Source organism: Paraburkholderia sp. GAS41 (assembly GCF_050436545.1).
In the GTDB taxonomy this organism is placed as follows: Bacteria; Pseudomonadota; Gammaproteobacteria; order Burkholderiales; family Burkholderiaceae; genus Paraburkholderia.
Window position 1 is genome coordinate 180,539 of the sequence record NZ_JBNDMK010000012.1, and the last position, 23,426, is coordinate 203,964.

General features: G+C 62.6%; 23 protein-coding genes. 15 read left to right on the forward strand and 8 right to left on the reverse strand.

The genetic code is table 11. From position 1 onward, the window contains the following. Window positions 1-363 precede the first annotated feature (363 nt). Window positions 364-1,485, forward strand: a complete 1,122-nt coding sequence (locus P3T43_RS18495; RefSeq protein WP_429282482.1) for a branched-chain amino acid ABC transporter substrate-binding protein — start codon at window positions 364-366, stop codon at window positions 1,483-1,485. Window positions 1,486-1,618: 133 nt separating this feature from the next. On the opposite strand, the gene P3T43_RS18500 is transcribed toward P3T43_RS18495, so the two are convergent. The 4 genes from P3T43_RS18500 to P3T43_RS18515 all read right to left on the reverse strand — a co-directional run bounded on the left by P3T43_RS18500 (window position 1,619) and on the right by P3T43_RS18515 (window position 4,195). Next, entirely contained in the window at window positions 1,619-1,912 is a 294-nt protein-coding gene (locus P3T43_RS18500; protein WP_429282483.1) for a hypothetical protein, read from the reverse strand. 101 nt (window positions 1,913-2,013) lie between these two features. Further along, window positions 2,014-2,343 carry a hypothetical protein gene (locus tag P3T43_RS18505; protein ID WP_429282484.1) on the reverse strand — a complete coding sequence of 110 codons (330 nt, stop codon included), beginning with the start codon at window positions 2,341-2,343 and terminating at the stop codon, window positions 2,014-2,016. A gap of 148 nt (window positions 2,344-2,491) precedes the next feature. Then, the gene (locus tag P3T43_RS18510; RefSeq protein ID WP_429282508.1) at window positions 2,492-3,775 is read right to left on the reverse strand and encodes a type II toxin-antitoxin system HipA family toxin; all 1,284 of its coding nucleotides are present in this window, start codon (window positions 3,773-3,775) and stop codon (window positions 2,492-2,494) included. Window positions 3,776-3,814: 39 nt separating this feature from the next. Continuing rightward, on the reverse strand, window positions 3,815-4,195 hold the full coding sequence (locus tag P3T43_RS18515) for a helix-turn-helix domain-containing protein (protein WP_429282485.1): 381 nt from the start codon (window positions 4,193-4,195) through the stop codon (window positions 3,815-3,817). Between the two features lie 398 nt (window positions 4,196-4,593). Here P3T43_RS18515 and P3T43_RS18520 point away from each other — a divergent pair, with 398 nt between their 5' ends. The 5 genes from P3T43_RS18520 to P3T43_RS18540 all read left to right on the forward strand — a co-directional run bounded on the left by P3T43_RS18520 (window position 4,594) and on the right by P3T43_RS18540 (window position 9,462). Further along, entirely contained in the window at window positions 4,594-5,454 is an 861-nt protein-coding gene (locus tag P3T43_RS18520; RefSeq protein WP_429282486.1) for a MurR/RpiR family transcriptional regulator, read from the forward strand. 248 nt (window positions 5,455-5,702) lie between these two features. Next, a complete protein-coding gene (locus P3T43_RS18525; RefSeq protein ID WP_429282487.1) occupies window positions 5,703-6,752 on the forward strand; it encodes a C45 family autoproteolytic acyltransferase/hydolase in 1,050 nt (349 codons plus the stop codon). A 32-nt stretch (window positions 6,753-6,784) separates the two neighbouring features. Beyond that, complete coding sequence (locus P3T43_RS18530; protein ID WP_429282488.1) at window positions 6,785-8,131, forward strand: aspartate aminotransferase family protein; 1,347 nt, start codon at window positions 6,785-6,787, stop codon at window positions 8,129-8,131. 36 nt (window positions 8,132-8,167) lie between these two features. Then, on the forward strand, window positions 8,168-8,722 hold the full coding sequence (locus tag P3T43_RS18535) for a carboxymuconolactone decarboxylase family protein (RefSeq protein ID WP_429282489.1): 555 nt from the start codon (window positions 8,168-8,170) through the stop codon (window positions 8,720-8,722). 314 nt (window positions 8,723-9,036) lie between these two features. Further along, window positions 9,037-9,462, forward strand: coding sequence for an OsmC family protein (locus tag P3T43_RS18540; RefSeq protein ID WP_144152485.1), 426 nt, complete (start codon window positions 9,037-9,039; stop codon window positions 9,460-9,462). Window positions 9,463-9,578: 116 nt separating this feature from the next. Here P3T43_RS18540 and P3T43_RS18545 read toward each other — a convergent pair whose 3' ends face one another. From P3T43_RS18545 to P3T43_RS18560, 4 genes are all read right to left on the reverse strand, one after another. Next, window positions 9,579-10,193: a hypothetical protein gene (locus P3T43_RS18545; protein ID WP_429282490.1), complete on the reverse strand. Its 615-nt coding sequence runs from the start codon at window positions 10,191-10,193 to the stop codon at window positions 9,579-9,581. 43 nt (window positions 10,194-10,236) lie between these two features. Beyond that, the gene (locus P3T43_RS18550) at window positions 10,237-11,028 is read right to left on the reverse strand and encodes a molybdopterin-dependent oxidoreductase (protein WP_429282491.1); all 792 of its coding nucleotides are present in this window, start codon (window positions 11,026-11,028) and stop codon (window positions 10,237-10,239) included. Window positions 11,029-11,030: 2 nt separating this feature from the next. Then, complete coding sequence (locus P3T43_RS18555) at window positions 11,031-11,624, reverse strand: cytochrome b/b6 domain-containing protein (RefSeq protein ID WP_429282492.1); 594 nt, start codon at window positions 11,622-11,624, stop codon at window positions 11,031-11,033. Window positions 11,625-11,948: 324 nt separating this feature from the next. Then, complete coding sequence (locus P3T43_RS18560; protein WP_429282509.1) at window positions 11,949-13,505, reverse strand: ABC1 kinase family protein; 1,557 nt, start codon at window positions 13,503-13,505, stop codon at window positions 11,949-11,951. Between the two features lie 161 nt (window positions 13,506-13,666). Between P3T43_RS18560 and P3T43_RS18565 the strand changes: the two genes are divergently transcribed. The 9 genes from P3T43_RS18565 (at window position 13,667) to P3T43_RS18605 (ending at window position 23,114) form a co-directional block, all read left to right on the forward strand. Then, window positions 13,667-14,422, forward strand: coding sequence for a DeoR/GlpR family DNA-binding transcription regulator (locus P3T43_RS18565; RefSeq protein ID WP_429282493.1), 756 nt, complete (start codon window positions 13,667-13,669; stop codon window positions 14,420-14,422). Between the two features lie 466 nt (window positions 14,423-14,888). Beyond that, window positions 14,889-15,983: a 2-aminoethylphosphonate ABC transporter substrate-binding protein gene (gene phnS / locus P3T43_RS18570; protein WP_429282494.1), complete on the forward strand. Its 1,095-nt coding sequence runs from the start codon at window positions 14,889-14,891 to the stop codon at window positions 15,981-15,983. 116 nt (window positions 15,984-16,099) lie between these two features. Beyond that, a complete protein-coding gene (gene phnT, locus P3T43_RS18575) occupies window positions 16,100-17,197 on the forward strand; it encodes a 2-aminoethylphosphonate ABC transport system ATP-binding subunit PhnT (RefSeq protein ID WP_429282495.1) in 1,098 nt (365 codons plus the stop codon). Next, window positions 17,175-18,101: a 2-aminoethylphosphonate ABC transporter permease subunit gene (locus P3T43_RS18580; RefSeq protein WP_429282496.1), complete on the forward strand. Its 927-nt coding sequence runs from the start codon at window positions 17,175-17,177 to the stop codon at window positions 18,099-18,101. The genes phnT and P3T43_RS18580 overlap by 23 nt, the downstream gene beginning before the upstream one ends. Continuing rightward, the gene (phnV, locus tag P3T43_RS18585) at window positions 18,101-18,964 is read left to right on the forward strand and encodes a 2-aminoethylphosphonate ABC transport system, membrane component PhnV (protein WP_429282497.1); all 864 of its coding nucleotides are present in this window, start codon (window positions 18,101-18,103) and stop codon (window positions 18,962-18,964) included. Before P3T43_RS18580 ends, phnV begins: the two co-directional genes overlap by 1 nt. Window positions 18,965-19,042: 78 nt before the next feature. After that, the gene (locus P3T43_RS18590) at window positions 19,043-19,813 is read left to right on the forward strand and encodes a phosphonate utilization associated transcriptional regulator (protein ID WP_429282498.1); all 771 of its coding nucleotides are present in this window, start codon (window positions 19,043-19,045) and stop codon (window positions 19,811-19,813) included. Between the two features lie 22 nt (window positions 19,814-19,835). Further along, window positions 19,836-21,101, forward strand: coding sequence for a phosphonoacetate hydrolase (gene phnA / locus P3T43_RS18595; RefSeq protein ID WP_429282499.1), 1,266 nt, complete (start codon window positions 19,836-19,838; stop codon window positions 21,099-21,101). Beyond that, on the forward strand, window positions 21,098-22,549 hold the full coding sequence (phnY, locus tag P3T43_RS18600; RefSeq protein WP_429282500.1) for a phosphonoacetaldehyde dehydrogenase: 1,452 nt from the start codon (window positions 21,098-21,100) through the stop codon (window positions 22,547-22,549). The genes phnA and phnY overlap by 4 nt, the downstream gene beginning before the upstream one ends. Before the next feature lie 4 nt (window positions 22,550-22,553). Continuing rightward, entirely contained in the window at window positions 22,554-23,114 is a 561-nt protein-coding gene (locus P3T43_RS18605; RefSeq protein ID WP_429282501.1) for a phosphonate degradation HD-domain oxygenase, read from the forward strand. Window positions 23,115-23,426 lie beyond the last annotated feature (312 nt).

The following is a 23,426-nucleotide window of genomic DNA, read 5'->3' on the forward strand; positions in this document are numbered from 1 at the left end:
TCACTACTAACCAGTGAGGCATGTATGAAACGAACCTTTGCGCTGATGTTGCTGGCTGTGTGTCTCGGAACCGCGTTGAGCGGTTGCATCGTCGTACCGGAAGGCGGCGGCTACTATCACCGCTATTAACCTGGCTGGCGTTGTCGTCGGTCTGCTCGCCGTCTGACGCAGCGAGAACAGAGGGACGGAAACGTCCCTTTCGTTCGAAGAATATCTTTGTGCCGTATGTTCGGGGTTTGCCCTGGCCTGAGGAGAGAAACTACCGTTGCGGCGCGCTGCATGATCGAAGTGGCCAACAGTTAGATTGTGCGTGCCCTGAATTTCTAATAATCTGACTCCTCTTTCGTCGAAACGGAGTCAGGAATGCGCCGCATTGCAACAATAATGGCCACCTTGCTGGCCGCTGGTTTCACCTTGTCTGCGAGTGCCCAGGTCGTGGTCACCATCGGACATTCGGCACCCCTCACGGGACCTCAGGCGCCCAATGGCAAAGACAACGAGAACGGTGCGCGACTGGCCATCGATGAACTGAACAAGGACGGCGTCACCGTCGCGGGACAAAAGGTCACCTTCAAGCTGGACTCGGAAGACGACCAGGCGGATCCGAAAGTCGGTGTGCAGGTTGCGCAGAAGCTCGTCGACAGCGGCGTCGTTGCCGTGGTCGGACCGTACAACTCAGGTGTGGCGATTCCCGCCTCGCGGGTCTTCAATACCGGCGGCGTGCCGATGCTGCCGGTCGCATCCAACCCGGCACTGACGAAACAGGGCTTCAAGAACATCTTCCGGATCGGCGCGAGCGACGAACAGCTCGGCGGCACGATGGGCCAGTTCGCGGCGAAGACGCTGAAGGCGAAGACGGCAGCGGTCATCGACGACCGTACCGCGTATGGCCAGGGCGTCGCGGAACAGTTCATCAAGATGGCGAAGGCCAACGGCATCCAGATTGTCGACCAGGAGTTCACCAATTCGACGGCCACCGACTTTCTGGGGATCCTGACCACCATCAAGGCCAAGAACCCGGATGTGATTTTCTTTGGCGGGTATGCAGCGCAAGGTGCACCCATGGCAAAGCAGATGCGTCAACGTGGCTTGCGCGCGAAGTTGCTGGGTGGCGACGGCATCTGCTCGGCTGACATGGGCAAGGTTGCTGGCGATGCGGCGTCCATCGTCTATTGTGCTCAAGGCGGCGTCGCACTCGAGAAGACGGCACCCGGACGCGAGTTCCTGCAGAAGTACAAGGCCGCGTACAACATCGATACGCAGGTCTACGCGGTCAGCTATTACGACGGCGTGAAGCTGCTGGCCGACGCCATGGTGAAGGCGGGAACGACGACCGACAAGGCGAAGCTGACCGCGCAACTCGCGAAGGAAAACTACAAGGGTGTCGCCGGGACTTATTCGTTCGACGAGTTCGGCGACCTCAAGGGCGCGCCGACCACCGTGTACGTCATCAAGAACGGTTTGCCGGTTCCGTACGGCGAGTAAAAGCAACGGGTGGCTCGCGAGCGATCGTTGCGTCGAGGTTCTTTATGTAGCGACACAAAAGAAGAGGACCGCCCAATGGGCGGTCCTCTTTTTGAATCTACTTCTATGCTGATGACGTGCCGCCGTCCGCCATTCAAGCTGAATGCTGTTGAGACGGCATGCGGCAAGGCGCCACACCTTCAGGAAGTGATGATGGCAATCTGCAGTCCCGCTTTGTCCTGTCTGAGGTCGGCGGGAACACGTACCAACTGCCATCGTCATGCCGAAAGAAAAACAGCGATCGAGCTCCGTCTTCCGTCTCGACGCACACATAGCGTCTGCGTCCTCGTCGCGTACGACTGAACTCAATGACACGGAGCTGGGCCCGGGAAGACGGTGTGAGCCACTTTTCGACAAGGTAACGCAGCGACTGCTCATTCGTTTTCATTTCTCTCTCGGGCAAGTCCGAAGGCGGCCGACGCCGCGAAGTGCGTAGACCGCCAACGCCAACGCCGGGTCCGTAGTTGGCGTCGGAGTGGGCACTATTCGCTATTGGCCGATTTGTCGGCTTACGTGATTTTCTTGCTGGTTTAACGCGTAGTCTTCACGCCGGGTGATATGGCCGCCGTCCTGCCTTGCCATGTCACGTTCCTCCTGGCGAATCCGGCGGTCGTCGCGATGAAGCCTCGCCGCCTCGGCATGTGACATTTCGCCTTCCCGCACTTCCTGGTGAATGCGATGGTCCTGGTTCGCGAGGCGATAATTGACTTCAGCGCGGCGGGGGTGTGCTGCATCCCAGCTGGTTTGCGCCGACGCAGCGCCAGCGAATGAAAACGCCAGTGCCGCAACGGCGGCGATCTTGTAGGCAACGTTGTGCATGTTCATCTCCGATTGCGTTGAAGGACGGCTGCTGGCCGTTCACCTGCTCAACGTTTCGGATAACTACGATGTTGACCGAAGACTTGTGAGTTCTGAAACGGAATATTTCTTTTCGGACGGGAATGTGGAGAGGGACCGATTGGTCGGTTCATTGTTCCAGGAAGGACACTACCGTGTCCCAGTTGTCGTTCTCAAAAGCGGGTGCGACCTTGTCGATTTCATCATCACCCATCCCCACCGCCGGGGACCGGGCGAGTCGTTTCCAGTCGTTCAGGGCAGCCATCATCCGGGTCAGGATTGCATGAGCGTCTTCATCGGATACGCCAAAGTATGCCGCCGCATCCAGCGCCTCCTGGATATCTCCGGTTTCACCGGTCGCTTCGGTCACGGCGGTTTTCAGGATGGGTTCCTTGTCGGGGAACGGGTTCACGTCAAACAACGGGGCGAGTCGCCACTGCCCCCCGCCGCTGTGCAGGAAGCCGTGGTTGTGCATGTGGTCATCCACGTTGGTGATGAGCATGCTGAAGCAGATGCGCGCCCAAAGCTCCTGCTTGTCTTCGAGGGGGCTCGGGGAGAACCGGTCAATGGCCTCCGCAATCTGCGTGTAGGCACCATCTTCCCTGGAATTCAGCTGCAGCAGCGAGGCCGCAGACAGGTAAGGGATGCGACCGCCAGCCCGGGGGCGGTCAAAACGCCTGATAAGCGCGACGGCCTGGGTGCCAGACATGACGACTTCGGCCTCGGATGCATTCAGGCCCGCCTCTTTCGCGAGCAACAGCGCCAGCACCTCACCGCGCGCCACGTCACGCGTATCACTCACGCTCGGAAACTTGGCGATGGTCAGCGTGCCGTCGGGCTTCAGGACCGTTGCTTTGGGTCGCATACCGCCGAGCGAGGTACCGCGCCCTTTCAGATTCGCGAGGTCCATCGCCGTTTCCTTGCCGGATTCGACCGCGTTCGACGCCTGAATCAAGGTATTCAGCGAGACCTCGTGAGTTCCTTCAGGCAAGTTGTCGTCATGGGGCACATCGAGGAAGGGACCGTCGGCATTGTCCCTGAAGCGCAGTGCGCCAATGCGGCTGGAATCCAGCACCCTCAGCAAATAGTCCAGGTCTGACAGCTGTGCGGAACCGGCGTCTCGGCCGGCGTTTTTTTCAGTCTTGCGCCGTTTGGCATAGGCGCGATTAATGACACGGCGTCCCCAGCCATCAGGCTCAGTATCGGCAATGGCACCCGCAAAGGTAGAGGTCTCCTTGCTTCCCGTGCGGTATTGAAAGTCGGTGCTTAGGGGGAGGTCCGGAGACAGTGCGAAGCAATCTGGATTACTGAGCCAGGCGGGGGAGTACCGGAATGCTGAGATTTCTTTTTGCCCCTGTCTGGAAAATTGCAGTTCGCCCACTTCCTGTCCGATGTCGCCCAGATAGACGAGCAGCGTCCGCGTTGTGCTGGCTTTTGTTTTTTGTCGTCGCCATTAAAGGGCTCCGCTATCCGGGTTGGTTTTGCGTATCCGGATGCGCTTGGCCACCGCCTTGTTCATGAGCGCCAGGCCTAGCGCGTCATTGGTGGTGTTCAGGGCCTTGTTGAGTTCGGGGAGGAGATTCAGGATGTTTAGCACCCGAACCACAGCTCCCCACGACACTCCGGGGTCGCCGTGTTCCAGCCGGTAGAGCGTCTTTTTCGAGATGCCCGCCCGCTCCGCCATGGATGACGTAGACAGCCCCCGGCGCCGACGGGCCAACGCAAGTTCATCTCCGGCAGCAACCAGCGCACGCTCGACCGGCAAGGGCAGCGGATTTTCGGTGAAGCGGCCGGAAGGTTGGGGTGTCGGCGTTGTTTTTGGTTTATCGGTCATATCTGAACCTTTAATCGGCTAATGCGTCATATTTGACCACTATCGGATAATTCTCAGATAGGCGTCAGCGTGCTGATAAAAACGGTCAAATGTGGCTCAATAATTCTAATAAAAGGTCATATATGACGCGTTATTTTGCAATATGGCGCGAGAAGAGCCCGCAGGCTCCCTGTCGTTCTTTGGCATGCTGGTCCAGCGCGGGTTGTCGTGCCGTCCTGCGGGTGACGAGCGGCGGCATCGTCTGTCAGGACAACATTGTTTGCGAAAAAATCTGCAGGACAACATATTTGCGACAGGTCAGGAGTTGTTTTACCCATCACCGTAACGCGTAGATGTCCGTGGCATGCGGGATGTCGGGTGGTAACATTTGTTGTCAACTTACTCCCCGGTCCCACCGCATGCCCGACAGTTTCGACCAGCTCGCCGCCCTGATCCGGGCGCGCTTTTCCGAACTGAGTCCGCAATTCCAGATGGGAGCCGCATTCCTGCTGGACCATCCTGACGAGGTCGCGGTTTCCTCGATGCGCAAGGTCGCGGAACGGGCCCAGGTGCAACCGGCATCGCTGGTGCGGCTGTCGCAACAACTCGGTTTTCCCGGCTGGAACGAGCTACGCAATCTGTTCGTGGCGCGCGTACGCACGCGGCCGGAGCCGCTCGCGAGCCGCGCCCGCTCGCTCGTCAAGGCCAATGCCAAAGACGCGCTGGCGCACGATCTGCTGGTCGCTCAACAACATAATCTGGACGTCACCGCGGCGCAGAGTGCGCGTGTCACCGTCGAGACAGCACGACTGTTGCGCCGTGCGCCGCATGTGCATGTGGCGGGTTTCCGCTCGTGTTATGCGGTGGCCTTCGGCCTCGTGTACGGATACCGTCTGTTCCGCTCGTCAGTCTCGCTGTTGACGGGCGAAGCCGGGACGCTCGAAATGCAGTTGCGCACTATCGAACGCGATAGCGCCACCATCGTCATCAGCTTCGCGCCTTACTCGGTCGAGGCCGCCCGCGTCGCCGAAGTGGCGCTGGAAAAGGGCAGCAAGCTCATCGCCATCACGGACAGCGCGGTCTCCCCGGTTGCGCTGGATGCCGACAAGGTGCTGATTTTTTCACACGAGAGCCCGTCGTTCTTTCCTTCGCTAGTCGCCGCCACGGCCATTGCGGAATCGCTGGTGGCGCATTTGCTGGCGCTCGAAGGCGCTGGCGCAGTCGAGCAACTCGAGATTGCCGAGCGTTCGATGCACGCAAAAGGCGCGTACGTGCCTTGAGGGCGCAGCGCCTCCTGATCTACACCACAACCTGATCTCAAGGATGCCGACCCGTCCGCTGCATTCGATGCGCTTTCACATCGATTGACAACATATGTTGTTAGACGCTATAAATTCGACTCGGATGTTGAATCGATGTATCGAGCTTCACGGCAACATCCTTTCACTAGCTGCAGAGGCGAGCGGCCTATGATGGTCATGCCCGCGCTGCGCGCGGACAAACACGGTTTTGCGAGGCATGACCCCTCATGCAGGAATGGAATCTTTTCCGCGTAACCGGGCGGCCGGATGACATCGGCTACCGGTTGGGTGAGTTGGCGCGGCCAGTCATGGCCGCCTATATGGAGCAAAGCGCTGCCTGGCAACGGGTTAGCCGGTGGCGCGGCCACCCGTTCGTGGCGGCGCTGCGCCGTGCGGCCGAAGCCCATTTCCCCGCGCTCGTAGCCGAGCTCGATGGCATGGCCGCGGGCCTGGGGTGGCCAATCGAAGACGTGTTCTTGTGGAATTGCCGCGGTGAACTGATCCACAACGCGCCGGACGGTTGCACCACGCTTGCGGCCGTTTCCGGCAACGCGCGTTTTATCGCGCACAACGAAGACGGCGATCCGTATCTGCGCGAACAGTGCTTTCTCGTGGACGTTCAGCCTGTCGGCAAGCCCGGCTTCGTGAGTTTCTACTATCCGGGTTCACTGCCCGGACATACCTTTGCCGCCAACCGCGCCGGCCTGGTGCAGACCATCAACAACCTGCGCATCCGGACACCCGCTGCGGGCGTGCCGCGCATGATCCTTGCCCGCGCCGTGCTCGATACACGCTCGCTCCACGAAGCTGTCACGCTGTTGAGCGATGCGCCGCGCGCCAGCGGCTTTCATCACACGCTTGGCTGCGTGGGCGACGCCCGCCTGTTGAGTATCGAAGCAACGGCGCAACGCTGTTCGGTGGCCGCCGGTGACGCGCGGTTCGGCCATGCCAATCATATGATTCATGACGGCTGCGAAGGCGAAGCGCAAATCGTGACCGACTCGTCGCGCGATCGTCAGGCAAGAGTCGACGCGCTGTTGCCGACGCTGCGCACGCCAGTTGCAGATGACTCGTTGCTGCGCGTGCTGCAAGATCAGGCGCCCACGGGCCTGCCTGTCTACCGCGACGATCCGCGTGATCCCGACGACGAAAACACCTTGGCTACAGCACTGTTTCGCATTGAAGCAGACGGCGTGGCGTTGCAGGTGTACCGGCAACGGCATTGCGCTTTCGACACTTTTATTCCCCGGGCAGCGCACTCGCGCACCGCCTTCTGACGCGATCACGCATTCACGCGATAAGGAATCCTATGTCTACCGTGTTTCACCGGGCACCGAAGCAGACGCTGCCGGTCGCCGTAGCGGGCGACGGCATCGAGATTATCGACGCCGCCGGCAAGCGCTATATCGACGCATCCGGCGGGGCCGCCGTCTCGTGTCTCGGCCATAGCAACCAGCGTGTGATCGATGCGATCAGGCGCCAATCCCAGCAATTGCCGTACGCGCACACGTCGTTCTTTACGACACAGGTGGCCGAAGAACTGGCGGACCGGCTGGTGGCTAGCGCGCCGCAAGGTCTGGAGCATGTGTACTTCGTGTCGGGCGGCTCGGAGGCCATTGAAGCGGCGTTGAAGCTGGCGCGCCAGTATTTCGTCGAGAAAGGCGAACCGCAGCGCCGTCATTTCATTGCGCGTCGTCAGAGCTATCACGGCAATACATTAGGGGCGCTGGCGATTGGCGGCAACGCGTGGCGGCGTGAACCGTTCCTGCCCATTCTGATTGAAGCGCACCATGTGAGCCCGTGCTACGCGTATCGCGAGCAACGCGCTGACGAAACCGAAGAGGACTTTGCACAGCGGCTTGCCGACGAACTCGAACAGAAGATCCTCGCGCTCGGCGCGGAAACGGTAGCGGCTTTTGTCGCGGAGACGGTGGTCGGTGCAACCGCTGGCGCCGTGCCGCCGGTGCGCGAGTACTTCCGCAAGATTCGCGCGGTTTGCGACCGCTATGGTGTGCTGCTGATACTCGATGAGATCATGTCCGGGATGGGACGCACCGGTTATCTGTACGCGTGCGAAGAAGATGGCGTCACGCCCGATCTGCTAACCATCGCGAAGGGCCTCGGGGCCGGCTATCAGCCCATCGGTGCAACCCTCGTCAGCAAACGCATTTACGACACGATCGTCGGCGGGTCGGGGTTTTTCCAGCATGGCCATACCTATATCGGGCACGCAACGGCGTGCGCCGCCGCACTCGAAGTGCAACGCGTGATTGCCGAAGACAGTTTGCTGGACAACGTTCAGGCGCGCGGCGAACAGTTGCGCGCACAACTTCGCGAGCACTACGCGCAGCAACCTTATATTGGCGATGTGCGCGGACGCGGCTTGTTCGTGGGCGTGGAACTGGTGCAGGATCGCGCGACCAAGGCCCCGTTCGATGCAACACTCAAGCTGCACGCCGCGATCAAACGCGAGGCGTTTGCGCGCGGCCTGATGGTATATCCGATGGGCGGGACGGTGGACGGTCAGCGCGGCGATCATGTGCTGCTCGCGCCGCCGTTTATCTGCACGGCGCAGGATATCGACGCTATCGTCGGCCGTCTTACCGACGCGATCGAGAGTGTGCTGGTTGCAAGCGGCGTGCGGGCTGCAGCGTAATCACCTGCGCACCTTTCACCTTTTGCGGGAGTTTTTATGACTGAGCGTTTGCCGCGTTTCGATGCATCCAACGCCACGCCCGACCAGAAGGCCGTACTCGACGAGATCCTGTCCGGTCCGCGCGGCAACCTTAACGGCCCATTCCTCGGCTGGATCCACAGTCCGGAGCTTGCCCAGCAGGCGCAACGGCTAGGTGCGTTCTGCCGCTACCGAACGGGCTTGCCGCTGCACCTGTCGGAACTGGCGATTCTGGTGACAGCGGCGCGCTGGCAGGCGCAGGCGGAGTGGTACATCCACTATCCGATCGCACTCGAGGCGGGTGTCGCGCAGGCCGACGCTGAAGCGATCCGCCTGGGCCAGCAGCCTGCTTTTGCGGATTCCGACGATGCGCTGATCTACGCTTTTGCCAGCGAACTGTACGACACGAAGCGGGTGTCCGATGCGACGTATGCAGCCACCGTGGCGCGCTTTGGACATGAGGTCACGATCAATCTGGTCGGTTTGCTCGGCTACTATGCGCTCGTCGCCATGACCTTGAATGTGTTCGATATGCGGGCGCAAGGGCAGGAGACGCTGCCGTTTGCGCAGTGAGAGGGGAATGCCGGTCGCCAGCAACAGCGCTCAAGTCGCCACTTCCAGCGAACGATCGGTCAAATTTATCGCTTTTGATGCTACGCCAGCGGATAAAACCGGAATAGTCTGCAGCCACGCAATTTCCTGCCGCACAATGGCCGACGCCGACGCCCGTAAGCGCCTATGATGAAGTCCGGTCTACGCCCGCGCCTGTCGCGCTGCGTGGCACAGCCGATCGACGCCGATGCCGCACAACCCCGGGCGGGACCGTTGCGGCAGGCATCATGATCGAATGCACGTCAGCGCCGGCAGGGCACACATTGGAGAGAACGATGAAGCGCAAGGCATCAGCGGTCTGGCAAGGCGGTCTACAGGATGGCAAGGGCACGATTTCTACGGATAGCGGAGTTCTGAAGGACACCCAGTATTCGTTTGCGACGCGGTTCGAGGACGGTATCGGCACCAACCCCGAAGAGCTGATTGCGGCGGCCCATGCTGGGTGCTTCTCCATGGCGTTATCCGCCGAACTGGGCAAAGCGGGCATCAAGCCAGAGCGGATCGGCACCACGGCAACCCTCACGCTCGACAAGGCCGATGGCGGCTTCGCCATTACCGCCGTGCACCTGGACGTCAAGGTGAAAATTCCGGGTGGCGACCGGGCTGCATTCGAAAAAGCCACGGCGGATGCCAAGGCCGGCTGCCCGGTTTCGAAAGTGCTGAAAGCCACCATCACCATGGATGCCACGCTCGAAACCTGAGCGGCATCTGGGCGAAGCAGGCCGGTGCTGGCGAGTCATCAGCCACGCGGCCTGAGGAAGAAGTAAAAATGGCCCGGAATCCCCGGGCCATTCTTCAAACAGACGCGTGCCGGCTGTTACATCGGCGGCGCGACGCCATCCTTTTCCACCACTACGCGTTGCGCTACGAATGTGCCCTGCGCCGCAGGCGTTGCGACCACGAACACCTTTTTTCCCGGCGACAGGTCAGTGCGGGCGGCCGGCGTGAAGGTCACGATAGGCACGTTCTGCGGGACCGTCACCACATTGTTGCCGCCCTTGTACGACAGCTTCAGATCGCGGCCGCTGGTGCCCTCGACGACGGTGTCGACGTTCGCATTGGTCATCGAGCTGTTGGGACCCAGGTCCCAGTCATAGTGACCTTCGCCGGTACCGCGCGCCGACTCCGGAAACACGACGACTTCGGTGGCGGTCAGCTTGCCGTCTGTACCCGTGGTGGCGGCCGTGCCGATGAACGAGCCGGGCTTGATATCGGCCAGTTGCATCGCCTTGACCGCGGAAATGCCGACGGTGGGCGCGACATTGATCGAGACCGTATCGCCGCTGCGGCGATGTACCTGCAAAACTTCGCCGTTCAGCGAGACGACTTCGCCGCGAATGCGCGACGGTTTGACAGCAGGCGTCTGGGCGAGCGCGACGCCCGCGAAAGCGAGCGTAGCCAGCGTAACGCCGAGTTTCAGGCGGATAGACATGGAACCTCCGTGCAGTGTTGTCAGTTGGAAATAGGGATGTTGCTCAGGAACCGCCGAACCAGTTGTAGCCCTGGTTCTCCCAGTAACCGCCGGGATACTCGTTCGTCACGCTGATCGCGACGATATGCTTGGGATTCTTGTAGCCGAGCTTGGTGGGCATGCGCAGCTTCATCGGAAAGCCGTACTTGGGCGGCAGCAACTGGCCGTCGTAGGTCAGGGTGAGAAGCGTCTGCGCGTGCAGCGCTGTGGGCATGTCGATGCTGGTCCAGTAGTTGTCCGCGCAATGCAGCGAGACGTAGCGCGCCGTCGTGTCCGCGCCGGCACGCTTCAGGAAATCGGCGAAGCGCACGCCGCCCCAGCGGCCGATCGCGCTCCATCCTTCAATGCAGATATGCCGCGTGATCTGGTCCTGCTGCGGTAAGGCGTGCAGTTCGTCGAGCGTCCAGACCCGCTTGCCATTCGCCCGGCCGCTTACCTGAAGCCGGTAGGTGGCGGTGTCGACTTCGGGCACGTCGTCGATGTCGTAGAACGCGTTGAATGGAAACGGCCGCGTAATCATCGACTCGGGATAGGTCGGCGCCATCCTGTTCGGGTCGAACAGCAGGGCCTGGACGTCGTCGTTGAAGAACGAGATCCTGCGCAGCATCGTGTTGATCGACTTGTCGGTGCGCAAATCGCAGCCGGACAACATCGCCAGTCCGCCGAGCGAAAGAAGCCGTTTGCCGAGCAGGCGGCGCGCCGGGTCTTTCAGTTCCCGATGAGCGTCCTTGAGGATGGAATCTGCCTGCGACGAGAGCGCCGTGCGGGCTTCGCCGTTGCGTTTGCGAATCGTCATGGTTAGCGTCCCCGGATCATCAGAAGCAGCGAACGCGGCACCAGCGCGACCATCACGACATGCACGGCGAAGAAGGCCACCAGCACGCTCATGCACACGAAATGCACGACGCGCGCCTGGTCGTAGCCGCCCATCAGTGTGCGCAGCAGGGGAAACTGCACCGACTTCCAGATAGCCAGCCCGGACAGGATCAACACGGCGATATCGACAATGACCGTCAGATAGGCCAGTTTCTGGATGGCGTTGTAGCGGCTCAGGTCGCCGTGCGTGAGGCGTCCGCGCAGAGCTGCGAGCGTATCGGTCGCCAGCGACTGGATGGTGAGCGGCAGCAGTTTGCGGCGCAGTCGTCCTGACGCGATATTGACGCCCAGATAGACGAGGAAATTCGCCACCAGCAGCCACATCACCGCGAAGTGCCACAGCAGCGCACCGCCGAGCCAGCCGCCCAGGGTGATGGCGGGCGGAAACTGCACGGCCGGGAAGAGGGGCGACGCATCGTAGATTTGCCAGCCGCTCATCACCATCAGGACGACGGCGAGCGCATTAATCCAGTGTGTGACGCGAACCCAGACGGGTTGAATCGTGCGTTGACTCAAAGCGATCTCATCGTTGGTGGCAATTCACGCGGGAGAGGGCGCGAGGGCGCACGCCGCGTTCAGGAAAACGGCCGCATGCGCGCCGCGCCCAGCGTGGCATCAGAGGGCGAACACCGTCTTCCCGGTGTTATTCCACGGAGGGCAAAAAATTGTTTGCGGCGTGCACGTGGCGCGGCGCCGTGTGGGGGATGCCGCGCGTGAGGCGCTGGCGCAGCCAGTTGCGGCGATTGCGCCGGCCAGACGCGGGTCAGGCTGGGGCGGGCCAACTCAGGCTGGTCAGGTCAGGCTAGGCCAAGTCAGGCTAGGCGCAAGGCTCGCAGAGCCTTAATGCGTCAGCAGCACGGCTCCCGCTCCGAGCAGGCCCCCGCACACTGCGCAGGCCCACAGCAGGATCCGCGTGCGCCGGTATTCAGCCCCGAGTGCGCGCATCAGATGCGCCTGCTGCCGCGAGTTCCCCGCGTCATGCTGACGTTGCAGGTAGCGCACTGCGAGTTGCGGCACGCGCGGCAGCATATGGGCCAGGTGCGGCAACTCCTGGGCAATCCGTTTGATCCAGCCGCGATGGTCGACGTCGCGCTGCGCGATACCGGCCAATACCGTGCGCGCCACATTCCAGGTATCGACGCCAGGATGCAGGGCGCGCGCCAGCATCTCAGCCTGTTCGAACGAGCGCTGGGCGGTCGCGAGCCGCGGCGACACGGCGCCTTCGAACGGCTGCACCGCATGCAGCAGATGATGAAACAGCGAGCCCGCCGTGCGGTCCTCGGGTTCGGCCGCGAAATGGGCTTCGCTGCGCCGGCGCAGTTCGGCTTCGAGCACTTCCGTGCGGGTCGTCGGGTCAACGTGGCCGGCGTCGCGATGGAGCTCGGCAAGGCGCCCGTAGTCCTGGTCGAACAGAGCCGTGGCGCCATGCACGAAAAATTCGCGTTCGTGCGAGGAGAGGCTCGACATCGCCGCAAATTCGGCCAGCACGATGCGGCCGAGCGTGTCCGGTTCGATGCTCACGCGCACATGCGCGGAGTCGAACGTCGCGTGGAAGAAGCCGTGCTCGAAGGCCTGCTCGGTCACGACTTCGACGAGGTGCGTCGCCAGTGCCGCGACCTTGACATGATGTTCGAGCAGGCCGGCGAGATTGGTGGCCGCCAGCGTCTCGATGTGCTGTACCGCCAGCGTGCGCGTGCTGCACAACTCCCAGATCACCTCGGGCACGGCGAGGCGTTTGTCGCCTTCGAAGTGATGGCCGGTCTGACTCAGATTGGCGGCTTCGGCACGCAGATCGAAGCGCCGCAGCACGTCCTCGGTGAACGACTGCGCGAGCGCGCGAACCCGCAGACGGCGCGCACTGCCCGACAATTTTTCCAGCCAGCGTGCCACCCAGCGCAGCAAGGCCAGTTCGTCGCCGATCTGCTGGATCTGCTGCGCCCGCACGAATTTGATCGCGATGTCACGGTGACCGTTGACTGGAACGGCGAGGCGGGCGACGTGTGTCTGTTCGGCAAAGCCGTTCCTGGCAGGGATCAGATCGATCTGCGCGAAAAGCCCTGTCAGCGGGTGCCCGAGCGCGAACGCCAAGGCGGCCTCGACCTGCTCGGGGGGCAGCGGCTCTTCCATGCGGCCGATTGCTTCGAAGGTGTCGTGCAGTGTGCCGGTGGCGAGTTCCGGGCGCGCCGCCAGCGTCTGGATAAAGGTGGTGGCGAGCGGCCCGAGCGCGGGCAGCACGCTGTGCAGACTGTCGCGCCCGCCCTGGGTGGCATGCACGCGCTGCATCAGCGCGATGATCCAGTGCAACTTGTGCTCGCGCGGCGCGGCGAGCCAGAGCAGACGCGCGCCGAATCGCAACGCATGGAACAGCAGCAGTAATCGGCGAAACAGTGGCGGCATGGGCAGGTTGTGTGACGCGGCGCGCATCGAACCATGCGCAGCCTGAGCCGTGAGGTTAGCAGGGAAGTGTTGCAACCGGCACATCCTCGCGTGGCGCGTACTACCGTACTACAATACGGCGCACTCCTGAACCTAAGTGCGCCGCTTGCGGCCGTCTACCGATGCTTGCTGAACAACGTCATCAATACATCCTCGCGCAAGTCACCAGGAACGGCGCGCTGTCGGTAGCCGAGCTGGTACGCGAACTGAACGTCTCGCGCGAAACGATCCGGCGCGATCTGAACACCCTCGCGGGTCGCGGCCTGATCGTGACGACTCACGGCGGCGCGCTTTCGGGCGACCGCCGCGAGCCCGATCTGGACGTGCGCGAAGCCGCCAACGCCAGCGCCAAGCGGGCCATCGGCGAACGCGCGGCCGAGCTGGTGCCGGACGGCGCGTCGCTCATCATCGACTCGGGCAGCACCACGCAAGCCGTGGCGCGCGCGCTCACCGGACGCCACCGGCTCACGGTCTATACCAACGACTGGCGCATTGCACTGTTGCTCGGTCGCCGCAACGACAATCGCGTCACGTTGCTGGGCGGCGAGCTTTCAGAGAACGAGGACGCCACCTTCGGCCTCGACACGGTGCAGCAATTGACGCAATACCACGCGGATTTCTCCTTCGTCGGCGCGGGCGGCATTTCGCCGGAAGCCTGGCTGACCGATTACACGCGCATGGCCGCCGAGGTACGCAGCCGGATGATCGCGGCCGGCAATCTGGTGGTGGTCGTGGCGGACAATTCGAAGTTCGCGCGCGTCACGCCGGTTCGCATCAACGGTTTCGAGAGCGCGCGCTATCTGGTGACCGAACTGGCGCCAGACCGCACGCTTGCCAAGGCCATCGCCGCGCGCGGGCCGGAACTGCTGATCGCCTGATTCTTCTGCTACGTGGTCGTGCTGCAGGTCCTCGCCCAAGTCGCGCAGCGTGACCTCGCGGCCGGCTGGCGAGCTCATCAGCGAGCCCGGAGAGAGCAGGTCCGCTCCATTTCCCGTATGCTCGCCGCCGTTGTCGTCAGATGAATCCAATTTTGATCGGCCACCAGGCTTGCATATTATTGGCGAATTGTGTCGTTTGTTGTAATTGGCCAGAATATTCACGACGCTGTCATGGAAATCTGCAATCCTTGCTGTGCCCGTTCAGGCAAGGCAGGCAGCGCCGAAGTGGTGGGTTTGCTGTAAGTCTGGCTGGAGAGGAAGAAGCAAGGTTGTCAGCAATCTGCAATCGCATGAAACTGGCAACCGGCTGTGGGCAAACGTAATCGGCGCGGCGCTACCGCCGTCAAATCAAAACAGGTATCGGGTTTCCCCGACCGTCTGGTTTTTGCCTTTCGGAGAGAACGACATGAAAAAGACGAATCACCTTCGCGCGACGGCCAGCATTGTCCGCAAAACCTTGCCCGCACTCGTGGTGGCTGCGGCATTCGGCGGCGCGGCGCTGCCGGCCCAGGCCGCCGACGCGGTGGTGCTGTACACGGCCGACGGCCTCGAGAACCTCTATAAGGACGTGCTGCCGGGCTTCGAAAAGCAGGAAGGCGTCAAGGTGAACATCGTGACCGCCGGTAGCGGCGAAGTGGTAAACCGCGCGACGATCGAAAAGGACCAGCCGAAGGCCGACGTCCTCGTCACGCTGCCGCCGTTCATCCAGCAGGCGGATCAGGCCGGCCTGCTGCAGGCTTACCAGAGCGCCAACTACAAGAACGTGCCGGCCATCGCCAAGGCCACCAACGGTACGTGGGCGACCTTCGTGAACAATTACTTCTCGTTCGCGATCAACCCGGATGTCGTGAAGACCCAGCCGAAGACGTTCGCGGATCTGCTGCACCCGGATTACACCGGCAAGATTGCGTATTCGAACCCGGCAACCGCCGGCGACGGTATGGCCGTGATTATCCTCACCACTTCGCTGATGGGTGAAGACAAGGCGTTCGAGTATCTGAAGAAGCTCGAACAAAGCGCCAAGTTCCACACCAAGGGTACGGGCTACCTCGACGTGCTGCTCTCGCGCAACGAAATCGCGCTCGCCAACGGCGACCTGCAGATGGATCTGGACGACCAGGCCAATGGCGGCCTGTCGCTCAAGCCGATCTTCCTCGCCGCAGCGCCGGGCGAGAAGCCGACGACGTTCCAGTTGCCGTACGCAATCGGTCTGATCAAGAACGGCCCGAATCAGGCTGAAGGCAAGAAGTTGATCGACTATTTGATGTCGAAGGAAGTGCAGGCCAAGGTTCCGGACATCTTCGGTATCCCGGGCCGCACCGACGTGCCGCTCGCCGGCAAGAACGGCGAAGCCGTGAAGCAGGCGATTGCCGGCGTCAAGCTGATTCCGGTGGACTGGACCCAGGTGATGGCCAAGAAGGCGGACTGGACCGCACGTTGGAAGAACGACGTGATCGGTGACTCCGGCAAGCAGGTCGAAGTCGTCAAGCCGGCGCAGTAAGTCTCGCAGCACGCTTCGCCGTCCGCCGGCCGGGGTCGCTCGATGCACAGGAGCGAACCCGTCGCGCGGGCGTGTGAGGCCTTTACCCGCAATACCCTAGTAGGAGGATGAACCCGGTGAATACCGCAACTCTTGCCCCCGGCGCGCTCGGCGCCTCACCGGAGGCGCTCGCTGCGGCGCAGCCGGGCACGCCGGGCGGCGTGCAGATCGAGCATCTGACCGTGCGTTTCGGTACCCGCACGGTGCTCGACGACCTGTCGCTGAACATCGAACGTGGCGAATTACTGACCGTGCTCGGTCGCAGCGGCTGCGGCAAGACGACCTTGTTGCGGTTCATCGCCGGCTTTATCGAAGCGGATGGGCTGGCCGGCACCCTGACGGTGGCCGGTCACGACCTCACGCACGTACCGCCGCACAAGCGCAATCTTGGCTTGCTGTTCCAGAGCTATGCGCTGTTTCCCCACCTCTCGGTATTCGAAAACGTGGCGTTTGGTTTGCGCGCCCGCCGCGAGTCGTCCAAAGAGATCGCCCGCCGCGTCGCGGAAGTGCTCAAGCTGGTGCAACTGGGCGATGCCGGTCATGTGATGCCGGCGCAATTGTCGGGTGGCATGCAGCAGCGCGTGGCGCTGGCGCGTGCGCTCGTGATCGAGCCGGATGTCCTGCTGCTCGACGAACCGCTTTCCGCGCTCGACGCCAATCTGCGCGCGTCGGTGCGTTCCGAACTGAAGGCGCTGCATGAGCGGCTGCCGAATCTGACCATCGTCTGTGTGACCCACGACCAGGACGACGCGCTGGTCCTGTCCGACCGCACGCTGCTGATGCGCGAAGGCCGTATCGCGCAGCTCGGCACGCCGCAGCAACTGTACGACCAGCCGAATGACGGCTTCGTGGCGCGTTATCTGGGCGCGGCCAATCTGCTGCCGCCGAACGTCGCGTTCGCGCTGGGCGATGCGCGCTACAACGAACGGGGACAAGTGGCCTGTCTGCGTCCCGAAGCGCTGCGGATCGTACCGCTCGGCGAAGGCCATCTGCACGGCGTGATCAGCTCGGTCGAATGGTATGGCGCGGTGTTGTCGGTCTCGGTCGTGCTCGACGCGATGCCCAACGAGCCTGTGCTCGTCACCATGCAACGCGGCCATGGCATATCGCCCGAAAGGGGCGCGCGTATCTCCTTGCGCTATGAGGCAGACGATGTCGTCCTTATCAACCCCTGATCGCCCCGACGCGCTCGGCGACGCGCAGCGCGCCGCCGCGTTCGCATCGCATGCGGCCGCTGTGCGCCGCCGCGAACGCTCGGCCCAATGGCATCTGCTGTTCCTCGCTGTCGTGATACTGGGACCGCTGGTGATCTATCCGCTGGTGCGGCTCGTCTTGCTGAGCCTGACCGGCCCGCACGGCGGATTCGGCTTTCAGGCTTACGGTGCGTTCTTCGGCAATCCCGAAACGCGCGGCGTGGTCGGCACCACGCTATGGATTCTGTTTGCAAGCGCCGGTCTTGCCTCGTTGCTTGGTGTGGCGCTCGCCTCGCTGCTGTTTTTCAAGCCGTTTCCCGGCGCCCGGCTCGTGACGCGTTTTCTGGAACTGTTCGTCGCGTTTCCGTCGTTTCTCGTCGCCTTCACGCTGATCTTTCTGTACGGCTCGCAAGGCTCGGTCAGCATTGGCCTGCAGCGGCTGTTCCATCTGCAGGCGCCCCCGCTCGATTTCCTGTTCGGTGTGGGCGGCGTGATTCTCGCCGAGGTGGTCTTCTACGCGCCGTTCGTGGTGCGTCCGACGCTCGCGTCGTTCGCCACGCTCGACAGGCGCCTGATCGAAGCCGCCCGCAGTCTCGGTGCGAACGGTTTGATGGTGGCGTTCAAGGTGATCGTGCCGCTGGCGTGGCCCGGCATCGCAGCTGGAACGATTCTCTGCTTCCTGCTGACTTTGAATGAGTTCGGCATTCTGCTGGTGCTCGGCAGCGCGCACCTGATTACGTTGCCGGTGGCGATCTACAGCTCGGCGACCGTGGATCTGGATTTGCCGACCGCCGCCGCGGGCGCCGTCGTGATGCTGGTGATGTCTTTGTCGCTGTATGCGTTGTACCGCCAGGTCAACCGACGCAAGGTTAGAGGAGCACGGTAATGGCCGTCGAACTGGATCCCACTGTCTTGCCGGTGATGCACAAGCGTGCGCGGCCGGTGCAGCGCAGCCTGCTGACGCGTGTCGCGGGCGGCGTATTCCTCGCCTTTGCGGCGTTGCTGTGTTTCTGGCTGTTCGTGTTGCCGGTCGTGGTGGTGGCGCTGTCGAGCGTGGCCGCCCATTGGTCGGGCACGATCCTGCCCGACGGTTTCAGCATGCGCTGGTTCGAGCGGCTCGGTTCGAGCGATTTCGACGCGCTCAGTACCAGTCTCGAGATCGGCATTGGCGTGGCGGTGCTCGGCACGATCCTCGGCCTGTGGCTGGCATTGGCGCTCGAAGGACGTGACCGTCGCGGACTGGGCGCGCTCGTCGATACGATCGCGATGATGCCCAACGGCGTGCCGAGCGTGGTGCTCGGGTTGGCCGTGCTGATCGCGTATCACAAGCGTCCGCTCGATCTCTCCAGTTCGGCGGCAATTGTCGTGTTCGTGCAGCTCGCGTTGGTCCTGCCGTTCTGCTACCGCTGCGCGGCCGCGGCGTTGCGTCCGGAACTGACGATCCTGCGCGAAGCGGCCGCGAGTCTCGGCGCGCCGCCTTCGATGGTGCTGCGGCGGGTCGTTCTGCCGCAACTGGTGCCGGCCATCCGCGCGAGTCTCGCGCTCGGCTTCGCGCTGTCGCTGGGCGAACTGGGCGCCACGTTGACCGTCTATCCGCCCGGATTCGCGACGGTGCCGATCGTCGTGGTCGGCCAGGTCGAGCGCGGCTACTACCTGCCGGCTTCCGCTCTTTCCCTGATTCTCCTGCTTGTCTCGCTCGCTGCGCTGCTTCTGATCGCCGCGCGCGTTCCGCGCCGCCGGGCCGACTGACCGGCGGATTGCCCTAACTTCCGGTGTTGAGTGCCCAGTTGGCATGCAACACACGCAGATGTGGCAAAAAATGTCGAAATGACCGAAAATATGGAAAACGCCTCAGCCGATCCGATTGACGTCGTCCGCCGGCATTCCCTCACGGCGCTGGTTCGCGCCGAGATTGAGCGCCACATCATTGAAGGCGCGCTGCTTCCGGGCGCCAAACTCAATGAGGCGGATTGGGCCGCGCGGTTGCAGGTTTCGCGCGGGCCGGTGCGCGAAGCGTTCCGCGCGCTGGAACAGGCTGGACTGGTGCGGACCGAAAAGAACCGTGGCGTGTTCGTGCGGGTTGTATCGCTCGCGGAGGCCGACGAGATTTACGCCGTGCGCGCGGTGCTGGAAGAGGCGGCGTGCCGGAAGCTGGCGTCGAGCATCGACGCGGCGCAACTGGCGGATCTGCGCGAGCAGATCGACGCCATGCGCAGCGCGCTCGACACGCATGATCACGATGCCTACGCACGCGCCAATGTGGCATTTCACGACGGGATCGTCGCGGCGGCGGGCAACGGCAAGCTGTATGAGACGTACCGGCGCCTCGTGGGCGAGTTGAGTCTGTTCCGGCGGGTGGCGCTGGTTGTCCATGCGGACGCGATGGAGCGTTCGCTGGCTGAGCACCGCGCCATTCTGACCGCGCTCGCATCGCGCGACGCCGAGCATGCCGCGGCGCTGATGCAGGCGCACGTGAACGGCGGTTTGCGCCGGGCACACGAGGCCTATCAGACGGCCGGGCAGGGCAAAGCGGCTGAACCGGCTGGACAGCGGAGCGTGCTGCCGTTGTCGGCTTCGATTGACGAAGAACGCGCGTGAACGACGCGCAGGGAAGAGCGTGATGTCTATCCAGTCCGAACCGAACGGGCGCAGTGTTGAAGTGAATGGCCGGCGCTACCGGCTGTCGTCGAAACCGACGGTCGTGGTCTGCGTCGACGGTTGCGAGTATGACTATCTCGAAGCGGCCGTCGCGGCGGGCGTGGCCCCCTTCATCGGCAAGATGCTGACAGAGGGCACGGCGCTGAAAGGCGATTGCGTGATTCCCTCGTTTACCAACCCCAATAACCTGTCGATCGTCTGCGGCGTGCCGCCGTCGGTGCATGGCATTTGCGGCAATTACTTCTGGGATCCGCAGGCCAAGGGCGGCGAGGGCGCGGAAGTCATGATGAACGACCCCGCCTATCTGCGCGCGGGGACATTGCTGGCAGCGGCCGCCGGGCAGGGCGCGGCGGTCGCCGTGGTGACTGCAAAGGACAAGTTGCGCCGCCTGCTCGGCTGGCAATTGAAGGGCATCTGCTTCTCGGCGGAAAAGGCGGACGCCGTGACGCTGGAAGAAAATGGCATCGCCGAAGTGCTCGATCTGGTTGGTTTGCCGGTACCGGATGTGTATAGCGCGGGCTTGTCCGAGTTCGTGTTCGCCGCCGGCGTGCGGCTGGCGCAAACGCGCAAGCTCGACCTGATGTATCTGTCCACTACCGACTATATCCAGCACAAATGGGCGCCGGGCACCCAGGGCGCAAACGACTTCTACGCGATGATGGATCGTTATCTCGCGCGGCTCGACGCGCTTGGCTGGGTGATCGGCCTGACTGCCGACCACGGCATGAACGCCAAGCACGATCCGCTCACCGGCGAGCCGAACGTGATCTATCTGCAGGACGTGATGGACGCGTGGCTGGGCGCACGCAAGGCGCGCGTGATCTTGCCGATCACGGACCCGTATGTGGTCCACCACGGCGCGCTCGGTTCGTTTGCCACGATCTATCTTCCGGACGATGTGAACGCGGCGCAGGTCATCGAGCGGATTGCCGGTTTCGAGGGCGTCGAAGTCGTGCTGGATAACCGCACTGCTTGCGAGCGCTTCGAACTGCCGAACGACCGCGTCGGCGATATCGTGGTGGTCAGCGCACACGATGTGGTGCTCGGGACGCGCCGCGAAGAACACGATCTTTCGGGGCTGACGGTGCCGCTGCGTTCGCATGGCGGCATCTCCGAACAGGTCGTGCCGTTGATCTTCAATCGGCACCTCGAAGGTCGGGTCGAAGGCAAGCGCCTGCGCAATTTCGACGTGTTCGATCTTGCCTTGAACCACGTAGCGGCAGCGTGACTGCCGTGCTGACGGACCACCCGGCGTTTCGCGTCGAAGCCCTGCGCCTGAAGGGCGAGCGGGCGTCGCGCGAACGCACGCTCGACGTGTTCGATCCGTATTCCGGATTGCGCGTCGGCACGGTGCCGTTGGCCAGTGTCGATGATGTGCGCGCCGCGTTCGAGTACGCCGGCGCCTACCAGGCGAAGCTCACGCGCTACGAGCGCTCGCAGATTCTCGAACGTGCGGCAGGCTTGCTGCGCGAGCGTGCCGAGGCGGCATCCGATCTGATCTCGCGCGAATCCGGTCTCTCGAAACAGGATTCGCGCTACGAGATTGGCCGCGTCGCCGATGTGTTCAGGTTTGCCGCAATCGAAGCCTTGCGCGACGACTGCCAGAGCTTCTCGTGCGATCTGACGCCGCACGGCAAGAAGCGCCGCGTGTTTGCGCAGCGCGAGCCGCTCGCCGGCGTGATCGTCGCGATTACGCCGTTCAACCATCCGATGAACCAGGTCGCGCACAAGGTCGCGCCGGCTATTGCGACCAACAATCGGGTGCTGCTGAAACCGTCGGAAAAGGTGCCGCTTTCGGCCCTGTATCTGGCCGATATCCTGTATGAAGCCGGCTTGCCGGAGCCGATGCTGCAGGTTCTGACCGGCGACCCGCGTGAGATCGCCGACGAACTGGTCACGCATCCGCTGGCGGAACTGGTGACGTTTACGGGTGGCGTCGCGATCGGCAAATATATTGCGGCCAAGGCGGCGTATCGACGTGTCGTGCTGGAACTGGGCGGCAACGATCCGTTGATCGTCCTCGACGACGCCGATCTCGACCGCGCGGCTACGCTGGCGGTGCAGGGCTCGTACAAGAATTCGGGCCAGCGCTGCACTGCGGTCAAGCGGATGCTGGTGCAAAAGAGCGTCGCGGCGGAATTTACCGAACGGGTGGTCGAGAAGACGCGCGCGTGGTCCTACGGCGATCCGTTCGATCCCGCGAACCAGATGGGCACTGTCATCGACGAAGCCGCGGCGCAGCTTTTCGAAGCGCGTGTCAACGAGGCAGTGGCGGGCGGTGCGCGGCTGCTGACCGGCAACCAGCGCTCGGGCGCGCTTTATGCGCCAACCGTGGTGGACCGCGTGGACCCGGCGATGTCGCTGGTGCGCGAAGAAACCTTTGGGCCGGTGTCGCCCATCATGACGTTCGACACCCTCGACGACGCGATCCGGATCAGCAATGGCACGGCGTTTGGATTGTCGTCGGGGATTTGCACCAACCGTCAGGATGCGATCACGCGGTTAATCAACGAATTGCGGGTCGGTACGGTGAATGTGTGGGAAGTGCCAGGTTACCGGATCGAATTGACGCCGTTTGGCGGCATCAAGGATTCGGGTTTGGGTTACAAGGAAGGGGTGCAGGAAGCCATGAAGAGCTTTACCAACCTCAAGACATTTTCTTTACCTTGGGAGTGATGGCGTGGCTTTGAGTCTGGATGATATTCGTACCCTGTTTGAGCAGCATGGCAATCTGGCGTATAGCGGCGAGCCCGTCACGCAGCTGGAACATGCGTTGCAAAGCGCCGCACTGGCAGAAGGCGAGGGCGCCAACGACGAACTGGTCGCTGCCGCTTTCCTGCATGACCTGGGACATTTGCTGAACCGCTTCGGCGAGACCCCGAGCGAGCGCGGCATCGACGATCTGCATCAGTATTTCGCGCTGCCGTTTCTGCGGCCGGTTTTGCCGGAGGCGGTGTTGGAGCCAATTCGCCTGCATGTCGATGCCAAGCGCTGCTTGTGCGCAATCGATGACACTTATTTCGACTGCCTCACAGCGGATTCCGTGCGGAGTCTCGAATTGCAGGGCGGCATTTTCAGCAAGCAGGAGGCTGAGGCCTTTCTCAGCAAGCCTTATGCAGAGGACGCGCTGCGCGTGCGCCGCTGGGATGATCTGGCGAAGCAGGCGAACCGCGCCACGCCGGATCTGGACCATTACCTGAGTGTCGTGGAGCGGGTGATGGAGACGCACGCAACGGCCTGATCCAGACGTGCGTTTCTTTGTGCGGACGTGCCTGCGCCGACCGTCGCGGGGCGATCCTTGTCCCCTTCCGGCGATATCAAAATAACGCTTGCAAGGCCCGGATGGGGTCGCTAGAATCTCGTTCTTTCGCGTTCCGGACAACGGGGCGCGGGGAGCGGGAGAGCCAGCAGTGGCAAGGCTTTCGGCGGGGTGGGCAGGTTCAGGAAGTTAAAAAAATCCTGTTGACACCGTAGCGAAAGTTCTTCATAATCTCGTTTCTCTGCTGCTGATGCAGCGACGCAGAACGAAGCGGTGCCGGGTGGTTGTGATGGT

Bases quoted from the DNA above. Each gene is read 5' to 3' on its own strand.
- P3T43_RS18495 (WP_429282482.1), top strand. From the start codon at position 364: ATGCGCCGCATTGCAACAATAATGGCCACCTTGCTGGCCGCTGGTTTC.
- P3T43_RS18500 (WP_429282483.1), bottom strand. From the start codon at position 1,912: ATGAAAACGAATGAGCAGTCGCTGCGTTACCTTGTCGAAAAGTGGCTC.
- P3T43_RS18505 (WP_429282484.1), bottom strand. From the start codon at position 2,343: ATGCACAACGTTGCCTACAAGATCGCCGCCGTTGCGGCACTGGCGTTT.
- P3T43_RS18515 (WP_429282485.1), bottom strand. From the start codon at position 4,195: ATGACCGATAAACCAAAAACAACGCCGACACCCCAACCTTCCGGCCGC.
- P3T43_RS18520 (WP_429282486.1), top strand. From the start codon at position 4,594: ATGCCCGACAGTTTCGACCAGCTCGCCGCCCTGATCCGGGCGCGCTTT.
- P3T43_RS18525 (WP_429282487.1), top strand. From the start codon at position 5,703: ATGCAGGAATGGAATCTTTTCCGCGTAACCGGGCGGCCGGATGACATC.
- P3T43_RS18530 (WP_429282488.1), top strand. From the start codon at position 6,785: ATGTCTACCGTGTTTCACCGGGCACCGAAGCAGACGCTGCCGGTCGCC.
- P3T43_RS18535 (WP_429282489.1), top strand. From the start codon at position 8,168: ATGACTGAGCGTTTGCCGCGTTTCGATGCATCCAACGCCACGCCCGAC.
- P3T43_RS18540 (WP_144152485.1), top strand. From the start codon at position 9,037: ATGAAGCGCAAGGCATCAGCGGTCTGGCAAGGCGGTCTACAGGATGGC.
- P3T43_RS18545 (WP_429282490.1), bottom strand. From the start codon at position 10,193: ATGTCTATCCGCCTGAAACTCGGCGTTACGCTGGCTACGCTCGCTTTC.
- P3T43_RS18550 (WP_429282491.1), bottom strand. From the start codon at position 11,028: ATGACGATTCGCAAACGCAACGGCGAAGCCCGCACGGCGCTCTCGTCG.
- P3T43_RS18560 (WP_429282509.1), bottom strand. From the start codon at position 13,505: ATGCCGCCACTGTTTCGCCGATTACTGCTGCTGTTCCATGCGTTGCGA.
- P3T43_RS18565 (WP_429282493.1), top strand. From the start codon at position 13,667: ATGCTTGCTGAACAACGTCATCAATACATCCTCGCGCAAGTCACCAGG.
- phnS (WP_429282494.1), top strand. From the start codon at position 14,889: ATGAAAAAGACGAATCACCTTCGCGCGACGGCCAGCATTGTCCGCAAA.
- P3T43_RS18580 (WP_429282496.1), top strand. From the start codon at position 17,175: ATGTCGTCCTTATCAACCCCTGATCGCCCCGACGCGCTCGGCGACGCG.
- phnV (WP_429282497.1), top strand. From the start codon at position 18,101: ATGGCCGTCGAACTGGATCCCACTGTCTTGCCGGTGATGCACAAGCGT.
- P3T43_RS18590 (WP_429282498.1), top strand. From the start codon at position 19,043: ATGACCGAAAATATGGAAAACGCCTCAGCCGATCCGATTGACGTCGTC.
- phnA (WP_429282499.1), top strand. From the start codon at position 19,836: ATGTCTATCCAGTCCGAACCGAACGGGCGCAGTGTTGAAGTGAATGGC.